The 12,854-nt window shown below is 69.1% G+C and carries 15 protein-coding genes; 7 read left to right on the top strand and 8 right to left on the bottom strand.

Annotated features, from left to right (window positions below; all coding sequences use genetic code 11):
- Positions 1–63 precede the first annotated feature (63 nt).
- A complete protein-coding gene (locus ABL843_RS10155; protein ID WP_184636094.1) occupies positions 64–630 on the bottom strand; it encodes an OmpA family protein in 567 nt (188 codons plus the stop codon).
- Between the two features lie 135 nt (positions 631–765).
- Here ABL843_RS10155 and ABL843_RS10150 point away from each other — a divergent pair, with 135 nt between their 5' ends.
- Both ABL843_RS10150 and ABL843_RS10145 read left to right on the top strand, forming a co-directional pair.
- Positions 766–1,467, top strand: a complete 702-nt coding sequence (locus tag ABL843_RS10150; RefSeq protein WP_126024100.1) for a gamma-glutamylcyclotransferase — start codon at positions 766–768, stop codon at positions 1,465–1,467.
- Entirely contained in the window at positions 1,464–2,003 is a 540-nt protein-coding gene (locus tag ABL843_RS10145; RefSeq protein ID WP_126024099.1) for a superoxide dismutase family protein, read from the top strand. The genes ABL843_RS10150 and ABL843_RS10145 overlap by 4 nt, the downstream gene beginning before the upstream one ends.
- A 16-nt stretch (positions 2,004–2,019) precedes the next feature.
- On the opposite strand, the gene ABL843_RS10140 is transcribed toward ABL843_RS10145, so the two are convergent.
- Positions 2,020–2,589 (bottom strand): nucleotidyltransferase family protein, encoded by a 570-nt coding sequence (locus ABL843_RS10140; RefSeq protein ID WP_418119769.1) that lies wholly within the window; start codon positions 2,587–2,589, stop codon positions 2,020–2,022.
- 29 nt (positions 2,590–2,618) lie between these two features.
- Between ABL843_RS10140 and pdxH the strand changes: the two genes are divergently transcribed.
- Positions 2,619–3,272 carry a pyridoxamine 5'-phosphate oxidase gene (gene pdxH, locus ABL843_RS10135; protein ID WP_418119768.1) on the top strand — a complete coding sequence of 218 codons (654 nt, stop codon included), beginning with the start codon at positions 2,619–2,621 and terminating at the stop codon, positions 3,270–3,272.
- 107 nt (positions 3,273–3,379) lie between these two features.
- Here pdxH and ABL843_RS10130 read toward each other — a convergent pair whose 3' ends face one another.
- The 6 genes from ABL843_RS10130 to msrA all read right to left on the bottom strand — a co-directional run bounded on the left by ABL843_RS10130 (position 3,380) and on the right by msrA (position 9,377).
- On the bottom strand, positions 3,380–4,591 hold the full coding sequence (locus tag ABL843_RS10130; RefSeq protein ID WP_126024096.1) for an OmpA family protein: 1,212 nt from the start codon (positions 4,589–4,591) through the stop codon (positions 3,380–3,382).
- Positions 4,585–4,956: a hypothetical protein gene (locus ABL843_RS10125; protein WP_418119767.1), complete on the bottom strand. Its 372-nt coding sequence runs from the start codon at positions 4,954–4,956 to the stop codon at positions 4,585–4,587. Before ABL843_RS10125 ends, ABL843_RS10130 begins: the two co-directional genes overlap by 7 nt.
- Before the next feature lie 171 nt (positions 4,957–5,127).
- Positions 5,128–6,081 carry an AEC family transporter gene (locus ABL843_RS10120; RefSeq protein ID WP_418119766.1) on the bottom strand — a complete coding sequence of 318 codons (954 nt, stop codon included), beginning with the start codon at positions 6,079–6,081 and terminating at the stop codon, positions 5,128–5,130.
- A gap of 160 nt (positions 6,082–6,241) precedes the next feature.
- Entirely contained in the window at positions 6,242–8,341 is a 2,100-nt protein-coding gene (locus tag ABL843_RS10115) for a TonB-dependent receptor (RefSeq protein WP_418119765.1), read from the bottom strand.
- A gap of 82 nt (positions 8,342–8,423) precedes the next feature.
- Positions 8,424–8,804, bottom strand: a complete 381-nt coding sequence (locus tag ABL843_RS10110) for a hypothetical protein (protein WP_418119764.1) — start codon at positions 8,802–8,804, stop codon at positions 8,424–8,426.
- 21 nt (positions 8,805–8,825) lie between these two features.
- The gene (msrA, locus tag ABL843_RS10105; protein ID WP_418119763.1) at positions 8,826–9,377 is read right to left on the bottom strand and encodes a peptide-methionine (S)-S-oxide reductase MsrA; all 552 of its coding nucleotides are present in this window, start codon (positions 9,375–9,377) and stop codon (positions 8,826–8,828) included.
- Positions 9,378–9,479: 102 nt separating this feature from the next.
- Here msrA and ABL843_RS10100 point away from each other — a divergent pair, with 102 nt between their 5' ends.
- Genes ABL843_RS10100 through ABL843_RS10085 form a run of 4 tightly spaced genes read left to right on the top strand, consistent with a single transcriptional unit; the run spans position 9,480 to position 12,838 of the window.
- A complete protein-coding gene (locus ABL843_RS10100) occupies positions 9,480–10,202 on the top strand; it encodes a TetR/AcrR family transcriptional regulator (protein ID WP_418119762.1) in 723 nt (240 codons plus the stop codon).
- Positions 10,203–10,223: 21 nt separating this feature from the next.
- On the top strand, positions 10,224–10,901 hold the full coding sequence (locus tag ABL843_RS10095; RefSeq protein ID WP_126024089.1) for a protein-L-isoaspartate O-methyltransferase family protein: 678 nt from the start codon (positions 10,224–10,226) through the stop codon (positions 10,899–10,901).
- 19 nt (positions 10,902–10,920) lie between these two features.
- The gene (locus ABL843_RS10090; protein WP_184636076.1) at positions 10,921–11,265 is read left to right on the top strand and encodes a rhodanese-like domain-containing protein; all 345 of its coding nucleotides are present in this window, start codon (positions 10,921–10,923) and stop codon (positions 11,263–11,265) included.
- 22 nt (positions 11,266–11,287) lie between these two features.
- Positions 11,288–12,838 (top strand): TolC family outer membrane protein, encoded by a 1,551-nt coding sequence (locus ABL843_RS10085; protein ID WP_418119761.1) that lies wholly within the window; start codon positions 11,288–11,290, stop codon positions 12,836–12,838.
- Positions 12,839–12,854: the final 16 nt, after the last annotated feature.

Below are 12,854 nucleotides of genomic sequence, written 5' to 3'. Positions count from 1 at the left end.
AAGAGGCCGCGCACAAAAAAGCCCGGCATGGCCGGGCTTGTTGTTCTTGCGGCGAGGCGGCTGTCAGTCGACCAGCTTGACCTCGACACGGCGCGCCTCGGCGTTGTTGCCCGAGCCGGCCGTCACGGCGGGCTTCTGCAGGTCGACCTTGGCGGCCGGAACGCCCAGGCCCACGAGCACGTCGCGCACCGTCTCAGCCCGCTTCTTCGCGAGCTGCTCGTTGATGGCGGCGTCGCCGGTGGTGTCGTGGAAGCCAGAGACCACCGCCTTGCGGCCGCTCTCCACGCCCTTGATGACCGCGGCCAGGGCCTCCGCGGCGCCCGGCGCGAGGTCGGCGCTGCCGGTCGCGAAATAGAAGTTCACCACGCCGTCGACCACGCGGATGCTCGCGCCGTCGGGGATGACCACGGTCACCGTCTCGGTGACTTCGGCCACCTTGGGCGCCGGCTGGGCCGGGGGCGGAGCTGGCATGGTCGTCACCATCGCGGTCACCGCCGGCGGCTTGGCAGCGGCCGCGTTGCCGTGGCCCTTGTGCCAGATGGCGATGCCCACCACGAAGAAGATCACCAGGGCGATCAACGCCATGACGAATCCGAGGATGAAGTTCTGCTGGCTGTCGTCGTCGCTCATCGGGGGTCTTGCTCCGTAAGGAAGGGGCCGGTAAATAATGGTGCGGTGAACCATGATCAGGAAATTGTAGGTGGCGGTTCCGGCACTTCCGTGTCGGAGCCGGCGCCGAACCCCGGTCCGCCGGGACTCGACCCCATGCCCGCGCCCCTGCGCGACCCGCAGCCGATGCTCGAGCGCGCCATCGCCGACTGGGGCGGGCACGAGGACCTCTGGCTCTTCGGCTACGGCTCGCTGATCTGGCGGCCCGAGTTCGACTTCGTCGAGCGGCGCCAGGCCTGGGTGCGCGGCTGGCACCGGGCGCTGAAGATGTGGAGCCGCGTGAACCGGGGCAGCGTGCAGACGCCGGGCCTGGTGTTCGGGCTGCTCTCCGGCGGCAGCTGCCGCGGCATGGTGTTCCGCGTGCCGAAGGCCGAGGGGCTCGAAACCCTGCGGCGGCTCTGGCTGCGCGAGATGCCCACCGGCGTGTACGACCCCAGGTGGCTGCGCTGCGGCACGGCCGAGGGCGACGTGCGCGCGCTGGCTTTCACGCTCTCGCGGCGCAGCCCCAACTTCACGGGTGAACTCAGCGACGAGCGCTACCGCCACATCTTCGCCAATGCCGTGGGCCGCTACGGCAGCTCGCTCGACTATGCCCAGCAGACTCTGCTGGAGCTGCGGCGTCATTCGATCCACGACGCCGCGCTGGCCCGGCTGGTGGCGCTGGCCGAGGTGAAGGAGCAGCTGCTGTCGGAGAACGCCGCTGATTGCGATGTGCCGCAGGCTCCGGTATATGTTCCGGGGTCAGCAGACAAGAAGTCTTCCTCCCAACCATCCGGACCCAACAAGGAAAACACATGAACCAAAGTCGTCTCACCGCCATCGGCGCCACCCTCCTCGCGTCGGCCCTGCTGGCCGCCTGCGGCAGCATGGGCGGCAAGCCGAGCTCCGCCGTCGAGCTGGTGCCGACCGCCGCGATCACGCCCAACCCGACGCGCGGCACGGTGACCTTCACCGCCCTCGACCATGGCGTGCGCGTGGCGGGCGAGGTGCGCGGCCTGGTGCCGGGCAGCGAGCACGGCTTCCACATCCACGAAAAGGGCGACTGCGGCGACAACGGCAATGCCTCGGGCGGCCACTTCAACCCGACCGGCGGCACGCACGGCAAGTTCGGCGCGCCGGGCAGCCATGCCGGCGAACTGCCGAGCCTGGTGGCCGACGCCAAAGGCGTGGCCCGCTTCAGCGTGGAAGACCACTCGATCTCGCTCACGCCGGGCGCAGCCAACAGCGTCGTCGGCCGCGCACTGGTGGTGCACCGCGACCCAGACGACTTCACGACGCAGCCCGCGGGCAACTCAGGCCCGCGCATCGCCTGCGCGGTGATCGCGAAGCCCTGATCGCCGAGAGAAAGAGCTAGGCGCCCTCGCGCGCCAGCCACAGCGCCTCGGCCCTCGCCAGGGCCTCGGGCGTGTCGATGTCGGTGACGACGCCCACGTCGTCCACCGCGAGATCGACGACCGAATCGATGGCGCGCATCGCCCGCAGGACGGACGCCGCGCCGGCAGCCCCCTCCAACGCCGCCAGTTGCGCGCCGCATACGGCGGCGAAGCCCACCGGGTGGCCGCGCTCCCCCAGGTACTGCGGCTGCACGGCATTCACCGCACCGTTCAGAGCGGCCGCCACGGCCTGCAGCGTGCGCGGCTGCACCAGCGGCAGATCGCCCGGCAGGATCAGCCAGCCGGCAGCCCCGGAAGTGGCGCGCACGGCCGCGGCAATCGAATCGCCCATGCCGGGATGCCCCGCGTCTTCCACATGCCAGGGCAGCCCGCTGGCGCGCACCGCGTCGAGCGTTCGCTCCAGCACCGGCCTGCCGGCCAGCAGCGCCCTGAGCTTGGAGCCGGTGCCGCCGGCCGCGATGAAGCGCTCGCCACGGCCGGAAGCCAGCACGATCACCACCGGGGAATTCGCCTTCTGCGTCGTCATGGGCCGAGTATGTGCGCAACAATCCCGGCATGACTTCTCCTCTTTCCAAAGACGAGCTGGCCGCGCTGCGCAAGAGCTACGAGCGCGCCGAGCTCGACGAGACCCGCAGCGCCGACGATCCGCTCAAGCAGTTCGAGCGCTGGCTCACCGAGGCCGTTGAGGCACAGGTGCCCGAGCCCAACGCGATGACGCTGTGCACCGTGGGCAGCGACCTGCGCCCGTCGAGCCGCATCGTGCTCATCAAGGGCTACGACGCGCGCGGCATCGTCTGGTACACCAACTACGAGAGCCGCAAGGGCCGCGAGCTCTCGGGCAACCCCTATGCGTCGCTGCAGTTCCACTGGGTCGAGGTGGAACGCGTGGTGCGCATCGAGGGCCGGGTGGAGAAAGCCGGCGCCGATGAGAGCGACGCCTACTACGCGAGCCGCCCGCTCGACTCCCGCATCGGCGCCTGGGCCAGTCCGCAGAGCGAGGTGATCAGCGGGCGCGACGTGCTGGTGAAGAACGCCGCCCTGTTCGCCGCCAAGCACCTGCTCTCGCCGCCGCGACCGCCGCACTGGGGCGGCTACCGGCTGGTGCCGGACCGCTGGGAGTTCTGGCAGGGCCGCAAGAGCCGCCTGCACGACCGGCTGCGCTACCGGCTCGAGGGTGCGGACTGGGTACGCGAACGCCTCGCCCCCTGACCCCTACTCCTTGAAGGAACACCGCAGAACCGGCTTTGCCGGGCTGCAGGTGTTGCACCGGAAGGGAGCTGGCGAAGCGACACGAAGTGCGCGCAGCCTGGGGCGAATCAAGCCTCGCAGCCGACAACCTTGAACTCGACGCGCCGGTCCAGCGCGTCGCTCGCATCGTCGGCGCCCGTACCGACGATGTTCTCGCGGAATCCCATGCCCGATTCGCGCAGCTTCTTCGACAGCGGCGGAGCCTCTCCCACCAACTTCGCCTTCACGCTCGTCGCGCGCTGCAGCGACAGCCGCTCGTTCACCGCCTCCGAACCCGTGCGGCTGGTGTGGCCCGTGACCACCACGCACGAATCGATCTGCGCCGCCTGCCGCGCGATCTGGCGCAGCCACATCGGATAGGCGGCACTGATCTTCGGGTCGGACAGGAAGTCGGTCGAGCCCGGCTTGAACAGGAACTTCACGCTCAGGTTGTTGGTTTCGAGCCCGAGCCTGGCGATGGTGCCGAAGGTCTTCTCGGCATCGGCTGTGCGGCCGAGCTGCGATTGCGTGAGGTACAGGCCGCTGTAGATCCGTAGCTGCTGCCCGTCGGGGCGCTTCGATGCGGCCTCGTAGCGGCTCAGCGCCTCGCTCATGCGGCCGGCCTCGTAGGCGGCGGTGGCTTCCTGCAGCACGGTGGCGGTCGGCAGGCGCTCCAGGTAGAGCGCATCGGCGGCCTGGCCGGGCTGCGTCTCCGCGGTGCGGATGTAGCCCTCCACGCCGCGGTCCTTGCCGTTCACCGGGCTGTCGCGGAAGAAGGCGGTGGGGCGTGTGTCGAGCGAGGTGTCGCTGATGCGCGTTACCGACTGCGCGATCACCACGCCGCTCTTGATTTCGGTGAGCGCCAGGTTCAGCCGGTAGGGCCCGCCCGAGGCGTCCTTGTCGCGCACCAGCGTGCCGTTGAGCACGTACTGCGCATTGCCGATCTCGGTGGCGTTGAAGGGCGAGACGGTGAACTGCTTGAACTGCGCCTGCATGCGCTGGACGATGCGCTGCTCGGCCACGCGCGTCACCTCGGTCTGCTGGCCGCTGGCGCCTTCGAGCAACGGATCGATCACGATGCGGCGCTGCGTGAGCGTCGACTCCACCTTGGCCAGGAAGGCCGGCAGCTTCTGCGTCTGCACCATCAGGTCGTCCACCGCCTGGTTCACGGCCTGGTCGAAGGGCATGGCGTTGCCGGGCACGGGACGGTGCGCGCAGGCGGCGGCGAGCACGGCGGCAGCGCACAGCGCGAACGCGCGCAGCGCCAGGCGGGCACGTTGGGTGGTGGTCGTCATCAGCATTGGCTCCTCAATGTCTTCATGTCCTGGTCCGACAGCGGCTCGCCGACGGCGGCGCGCATGTTGATCTCGGTGCAGCGCTTCGACGGCGCGGGGCGCGGCGCGGCGGCTGCTTCGCGTTGCACGGGTGGTTGCGACGGCGGCGGCGCGACCGGCTGCGGGCGAGCCCTGGCCACCGGCTTCGGTTTCGACGGCCCCTCCTCGGCCCTGTCCGCTTTCTCCGCTTTCTCCGCCTTCGCCTCCGCCGGCTCGCGCGGCACGCCCGCCGAAAGGCACGGCGTGCGGCACGGCTTGGGGGCCTCGGCGGCAGTCTCGGCTGCCTGCGCGGGTCGGCCATGCAGCGCGATCACCGTCGCGACCACCGCCATAGCAAGAAGGGGCGAAGAGCGCGCCGGGTAAATCATCAGCCGGCAAATGTAGGTGCGCGAAGGCCGCGCGCCATCTCGCCAAACGGCCACCCTGCCGAACGGCATAGGCGCGCCCGGCGGCAGCTCTAAGGCGAAAGTGCGCGAGAAATTACCTGAAGAAGTCCGAAGGACTCAGGGCAGCCACTGCGCGCACATCATCACGAGCGTGAGCGTGGCCAGCGCGAGCACCGTCGACACCACGACGCTGGCGGTCACCAGGTCCTCGGCGGTGCGGTAGCGCTGCGAGAAGAGGAACACGTTGGCGCCGATGGGCAGCGCGGCCGCCACCACCATCACCGTGAGCGGAATGCCGCGCACACCCAGCAGCCATCCGATGAGGGCCACCAGCAGCGGATGCAGCAGGTTCTTCACCAGCGCCTGTGTCAGCGCGCCGCGCCAGTGCCGGCCGATGGGCGTGAGCGCGAGCGTGATGCCCACCATCACCAGCGCGATCGGGCCGAAGGCCTGGCCGAGCAGCTGGATCGGCTTGTCGATCGCCTCGGGCATCGCCAGCCCGGTCTGCGCGAACAGCAGGCCCGCGATGATCGGCAGCGGCACCGGGTGGATGATCGCGTTGCGCAGCGCACGCACCACGGTGCGCGCCATCGAGGGGCGCTTCTCATTGCCGGAGGCACCGGCCTGCTCGCGCGCCACGGCCAGCTCCAGCACCACCGTGGCGCTGGTCAGCAGCACCAGCGAATGCAGCGAGATCAGCGTGAGCAGCACCACCATGCCCTCCTCACCATAGGCCAGGCCGATCAGCGCGATGCCGATCATCACGGTGTTGCTGTAGGTGTTGGCCAGCGCGATCACCGCCGCCGTGCGGTTGAAGCCGCGCAAGGCCAGCGTGCCCGCGAACAGCAGGCCCGAGGCGATGAAGTAGGCAGCCACCGGCTTCAGGCTGAGCTGCTCCACATGCACCGTGCTCATCGCGCGGAACAACAGCGCGGGCGCCAGCAGCAGGAAGATGAGGTGAGAAAGATCCTTCACCGCGCCGCCGCCGATCCAGCGCCGCTTGCCGGCCAGGTAGCCCGCGGCGATGAGCACGACCACGGGCACGAGCGAGGAGACGACGATGGAGTTCACCGGGCGAGGATAGCCCACGGACTCCCCTGTCTTGCCCCTTCCCCCTCCGGGGCAAGGTTGGGATGGGAGCAGGCGGCGCTTTTGCATGGCCGCGGCCTCATCGGACGCCGCTTGCCCCACCGCTGCCCTCCCCCAGAGAGGGGGAGGAGAAACACACCGATCAGAACGTCACGCGCAGGCCGACCTTCAGCGTGCGGCCCGGCAGCGGCGCGTTCGGATACACCGTGCTCGTCAGGATCGAGGTCGCGCTGTAGGCCAGCTTGTTCGTGATGTTGTCCATGCGCGCGTACCAGGTGAGGTTGGCGCGTTGCACCTTCATGCGATAGGTAATGGCCGCGTTCCACAGCGTGTAGGCATCGGTCTCGCGCGCGCCCACCGAGGGAACGCGGCGCTGGGCGGCGTTGTAGTCGAAGCCGAAGCGCGCGCCCCACGGGCCGTTGTTGTAGGCCAGCGTGGCGCCCAGGCGCAGTGGCGCGATGCGCGGCAGCGGCTCGCCGGTGTCGAGGTTCTTCGCGCGCACGATGTCGCCGCGCCATTCCAGGTCGAGCGTGCCGGCGTCGTTCATCCGCGCGAAGCCGTCGGAGCCCAGCAAGCGCAGGTTGCCGTTGGCCTCGATGCCGGTGAAGCGCGCGCGCACGCCGCTGTAGACATACTCGGCCAGCGTGTCGGTGGCCCCGGGCTCGGCCACGTTGCCCTCCTCGTCGAGGCTGCGCCCCGTCGCGGTCAGGCCGATGTAGTTGCGAAAGCGCGTGACGTAGGCGTTCACGCGGGCCGTGTTGGGGCCCGACTTCCACTGCGCGCCGAGGTCGAGGCCGGTCGACTTCTCCTTCTTCAGGTTCGGATCGCCCACCTCCCAGGCGCCCGTCGCCACGTGCGGGCCATTGGCCAGCAGCTCGTAGTCCTTGGGCGCGCGCTCGGTGTAGGCGAGGTTCGAGGTCAGCTGCCACTGCGGCGCGAGGTTCACCAGCGCACCGAATGCAGCGCTGTGCGGGTTGAAGGTGCGCTCGCCGATGGCGAAGCGCGTGACTGTCGGATCGTCCGGATAGCCCAGCGAGCGGATGCGGACCTGCTCGGTGCGCGCGCCGAAGCTCAGGCGGCCCCACGAAGTGCTGTACTCCTCGTGCAGGAAGAACGCGTTGGAGCGCGTGCGGCTGTGCGGCGCGAAGGCTTCCTCGCCGTCGGCGGCGAAGCGATTGGTCTCGCTGCTGAAACCGACCAGGCCCTCGAAGTTGCCGATCTTCCGGTGGCGCGCCTCGATGCGCAGGTCGTTGCTCATGTTCGAGAAGGTGGTGCCGGGCGTGCCGCCCTCGAACTCGGTATGGCGGTAGTCGGTGTGGCTGAGCTTGGCGTGGATGCTGCTGATGAAGCCGCCCGGGCGCCACTCGCCTTCGAGCGCGTAGCGGTCGGACTTCATGTTGATGGTCACGTCGTCCTCGGCCACCGTGCCGTACTTGCTGCGGTAGCTGCTGACCGAGGCGCCGATGTAGCCCTGGTCGAAGAACAGCGTGCCGCCGAGCGCGCCGCCGTTCGCCTCGTTGGCCGAGTTGCAGATCTTGCGCGCCGTCCAGGGCGACCCGGGCTTGCTGCACTCGAGGGTGATCGGCACCGAGACGTCCTTCGAGTCGCGGTTGAAGGCGTCGACGTGCAGGGCGAAGCGGTCGTTGCCGCCTTCGAGCACCACGCCGCCGTTCTTCTCCTTGTTGCCGGTGGAATAGCCCAGGTCGGCGCGGCCGCCGAAGCCGTTGATGGGCTCGGACGGAATGCGGTTGTCGATCACGTTGACCACGCCGCCCACGGCGCTGCCGCCGTACTGCAGCGCCGAGGGGCCGCGCAGCACCTCGATGCGCTCGGTGACCAGCGCATCGACGGGCACGGCATGGTCGTAGCTGAGCGCCGAGGCATCCGGCGCGGCGCCTCCGTTCTGCAGGATGCGGATGCGGTCGCCGTCCTGGCCGCGGATGATCGGTCGGCTGGCGTTGGGGCCGAAGTAGCTGCTGCTCACGCCCGGCACGTTGTCCAGCGTCTCGCCGAGGGTCGATTGGGAGCGCAGCAGCAGCTTGTCGCCCGACAGCGCGGTGGTGGGCGCGATCAGGTCGGTGGCGCCCAGCGGGTTGCCGGTGACGGTGATCTCGCGCAGGCTCGCGGCGTCGGCGGGCTGGGCCGGGGCAGCATCGGATGCCTGCGTCTGGGCCATGCTTGCGAAGGAGGCAAGCGAAAGAACGGCAACGCCGATGGCGTTGCGACGGAAATTGGGGGTCATGAATGGAAACTCGGTGAATCAAGGGACGACCAGCCGCCACCGCGCGCAAGGCGGGTGCAGCAGCAGCCGGCACACAGGGGATTCAGCGAGAGGGAGGCGGGCCGCGCGCGTCGAAAAGCGCAACCCAGCGGGCGAGAGCCTCGCCCTGCAGGAAAGCGAAGGTGGCCGACGGCAGCAAAACCGGCAGCACCACCAGCGGCACGCCGGGCGCGGCCGAGCCATGGGCGAGCTGGTCGTACAGCCGGCATTCGGCGTCGGTGTGATCGCCGAACAGGCTGGCCAGGTGATGAGCCGCGTGCTTGTGGACGACCTGCGCGGCCTGCGCCGCGGCGTCCGGCAGGCCCGGCACGTGCAGCGAACGGTGCATCAGCCCCAGCGTGCCCGCGAACCACAGCGCGACCGCGAGCACGACCGCGAGCGCGCGGGTCGAGCGGGGGCGGGACTGTCGGATCGCGAGGTGCACGAAAAGGGCGTGTTCAGGCCATCAGGCCTTGAGGCGGGACGCGAAGGTCTTCTGGAACTTCTCGACCTTCGGGCCGACGACGAAGGCGCAGTAACCCTGGTTCGGGTGGTTCAGGAAGTAGTCCTGGTGGTAGGCCTCGGCCGTCGAGTAGTTGGCCAGCGGGGCCACCTCGGTGACCACGGGCGAGGAGTAGGTCTTGCTGGCCCCGATCTCGCGGATGACGTCTTCGGCCACCTGCTTCTGGGCATCGTCCGTGTAGTAGATGCCGCTGCGGTACTGGGTGCCGACATCGTTGCCCTGGCGGTTGAGCGTGGTCGGGTCGTGCACGACGAAGAAGATTTCGAGGATCTCGCGCAGGCTGATCTGCGCCGGGTCGAATTCGAGCTTCACCACCTCGGCGTGGCCGGTGCGGCCGGTGCAGACCTGCTCGTAGGTCGGGTTGACGGCCTGGCCATTGCTGTAGCCCGATTCGACGTCGAGCACGCCCTGCACGCGGTCGAAGACCGCCTCGGTGCACCAGAAGCAGCCTCCACCCAGGACGATGGTTTCGGTGGCCGACGATGAAGTGGACATGGTGCTGCTCCGGCGGAGGTTGAAAAGGCTAACCCGATATTGTCGCGGCTTGACGTGACGGATGCCCGTCACTACATTACTAACCCACGAGTCATTAAGAGTATGTCCACGCCCCGCTCCTTCGTCGACAAGATCTGCCCGGTGCGCGCCAAGCGCGAGCGCCGGAAAGAGGCGCGCCCCGGCGAACTGCTGGCGGCCGCACTCGATCTGTTCGTCGAGAAAGGCTTTGCGGCGACACGCTCCGAGGAAGTGGCGGCCCGCGCCGGCGTTTCCAAGGGCACCCTCTTTCTCTACTTCCCGAGCAAGGAAGAGCTCTTCAAGGCCGTGGTCATGGAGAACCTCGGCGGCCGTTTCACCGAGTGGAATGCCGAGTTCGAGGCCTTCGAGGGCACCACCGCCGACATGCTGCGCTACTGCATGAACGTGTGGTGGGAGCGCGTCGGCAAGACCCAGGCCTCGGGCCTGACCAAGCTCATGATGAGCGAGGGCGCCAATTTTCCGGCACTCGCGGAGTTCTACCGCGAGCAGGTGGTCCGGCCCGGCCACGAGCTGCTTCGGCGCATCTTCCAGCGCGGCATCGACAGCGGCGAATTCGCGCCCATGGACATCGACCACGCGATCTACTCGGTGGTCGCGCCCATGGTCTTTCTCATGCTCTGGAAGCATTCGGCCATGGTCTGCGTCGACGCAACGGCGGCGCTCGACCCCGAAAAATACGTGGCGACCCAGGCCGAAGTGGTGATCAACGGCCTCAGCGTGCGTCCCGGAAGGCCGACCGAACCGGGGGTGTCATCGACGGCACCTAAAATTGAAGGTTTGTCCTGAGCCCACAAGGAAAGCCACGCCATGAACCCCACCCCCACCCTCGAGCGCTTGCGCTTCAACATGATCGAGCAGCAGATCCGTCCCTGGGACGTGCTCGACAACGACATCCTCGAGCTGCTGGCCCGGATCCACCGCGAGGACTACGTCCCCGACGCGCACCGCACCCTCTCGTTCTTCGACATGGAACTGCCGCTGCTCGACGGCTCCGTGCCCGGCGAAATCATGCTGTCGCCCAAGGTCGAGGCCCGCACGCTGCAGGACCTGCACATCAAGAAGCACGAGACCGTGCTCGAGATCGGCACCGGCTCCGGTTTCATGGCCGCCCTGCTGGGCGCCCGCGCCGCGCAGGTGCTCTCGCTCGAAATCAACCCCGTGCTGGCCGCCCGCGCCGCCGAGACGCTGCGCCGCAACGGCGTGACCAATGTCGAGGTGCGCCATGCCGACGGCTCCGTGCCCCTGCCCAGCGGCCCCAGCTTCGACGTGATCGTGCTCAGCGGCTCCGTCGCACGCATTCCGCAGAACCTCCTGGGTTCGCTGAAGGTCGGCGGCCGCCTCTCGGCCATCGTGGGTGACGAGCCGATGATGCGCGCCCACTTCGTCACACGCACCAGCGAGAGCAAGTGGGACACCATCCAGCCCTGGGACACGATGGCTCCGCGCCTGCTGAACTTCCCCGAGCCCTCGCGCTTCGCGTTCTGAGCAGACGGTTGACCGAAGCATGATCGACCAAGTCCGCCCCGCCGACCTCGCCGCCTGGTTCGCGCAGAACGCCGACGCCACCCCCGTGCTGCTCGACGTGCGCGAGCCCTGGGAGTTGCAGACGGCGAGCGTCACGCCCCAGGGCTTCACCCTGGTGGCGATTCCGATGAACGAGATCCCCGGGCGGCTGGCCGAGCTGAATGACGGCCAACCCGGACTCCGGATCGCCTGCCTGTGCCACCACGGCGCGCGCAGCCAGCGCGTGGCCGCCTTCCTGCACCAGAACGGCTTTGACCAGCTCGCCAACGTGGCGGGCGGCATCGACGCCTGGTCCTCGCACGACCCCAAGGTCCCGCGCTACTGATTCTTTCCCCCAAGGACGTTCAATGCCCCCCAGGCCCCGGCTTTCGCCTCTTTCCGCAGCGCTCGCTACCACCTTCGCAGCCCTGCTCGCATCGCCGGCCCTGACCCAGGCCCAGACACTGAACGAACTCTACGAATCCGCCCGCGGCTTCGACGCCACCTACCAGGGTGCGCGGGCACAGTACGACGCGAACATCGCGCGCGCCGCGCAGGCCAAGGCCGGCATCCTGCCCAGCGTGGGGCTCACGGCCGGCGTGACGCGCAGCGACCTCGACATCGACACCCTCACGGGCGCCGGCCGGGGCACCTCCGCATCGCGCGACTTCAACACGCAGAACGTCGGCATAAACGCCACGCAGCCGCTGTACCGGCCAGCCAACTGGGCCACCTACGAGCAGGGCAAGCGCCAGGCCGAGATCGCGCAGGCGGTGCTCACGGTTGCCGAGCAGGACCTGATCGTGCGCGTGAGCCAGGCCTATTTCGACGTGCTCGCGAGCCAGGACAGCCTGGCGCTCGTGCGCGCACAGAAGGTGGCCGTGGCCGAGCAGCTGGCTTCGGCGAAGCGCAACTTCGAGGTCGGCACCTCCACCATCACCGACTCGCGCGAGGCCCAGGCCCGCTACGACCTGGTGATCGCGCAGGAAATCGCCGCCGAGAACGACCTGCAGGTGAAGAAGGTGGTGCTCGACCAGCTGGTCGGCCGTCCCGGCAGCGTGCCGGTGCCGCTCGCCGTGCCGGTGGTGCTGCCGACGGCGACACCCGCCGACATCAACGCCTGGGTCTCGCAGGCCGACGAGGCGCATCCCGCCATCCGGCAGGCCCGCCTGGGCCTCGACGTGGCCGGGCTCGAAGTGGACAAGGCCAAGGCCGGCCACAAGCCCACGCTGGACGCCAACCTGGGCTACAACGTCACGCGCAACCCGACCGGCACCAGCACGAGCACCGTGGGCACTCGCGTCAACGCGGCCACGGTGGGCGTCACCTTCAACCTGCCGCTGTTCGCCGGCTTCGCCACCGAGAACCGCATCAAGGAAACCCTGGCGCTCGAAGACCAGTCGCGCAGCGTGCTCGAAGGCACGCGCCGCAGCGTGGCGCAGGCCACGCGCGCCGCCTACCTCGGGCTCGTCTCGGGTGCCGGCCAGGTGAAGGCGCTGGAAGCCGCCGAGGCGTCGAGCCAGAGCGCGCTCGACGCCAACCGGCTCGGCTACCAGGTGGGCGTGCGCATCAACATCGACGTGCTGAACTCGCAGAGCCAGCTCTACCAGACCAAGCGCGACCTCGCGCAGGCGCGCTACAACGTGCTGCTGGGCAACCTCAAGCTGCGCCAGGCCAACGGCACGCTGACGGTGGACGACATGAACGCGATCAACGCGACGCTGGCCAGCAGCGGCAGCGTGCCGGCCGTGCCGCCGGCCATCGGTCCCGACCGCGGCACGACGACGCCCGCGGTGCCCGTGACGCCGCCGAGCATTCCGGTGATTCCGCCGGTGCAGACGCCGCAGTTCAATCCGCCCGCGCCGACGATGCCGACGGCACCCGTGCCGCCGGTGATCGTGAATCCGCCTGTGCGCTGAGCCGCCGGGCGCGGCT

It is taken from the genome of Variovorax sp. 350MFTsu5.1, from assembly GCF_048302515.1.
Lineage (GTDB): Bacteria > Pseudomonadota > Gammaproteobacteria > Burkholderiales > Burkholderiaceae_C > Variovorax > Variovorax guangxiensis.
This window is presented reverse-complemented; position numbering and strand designations above follow the sequence as displayed.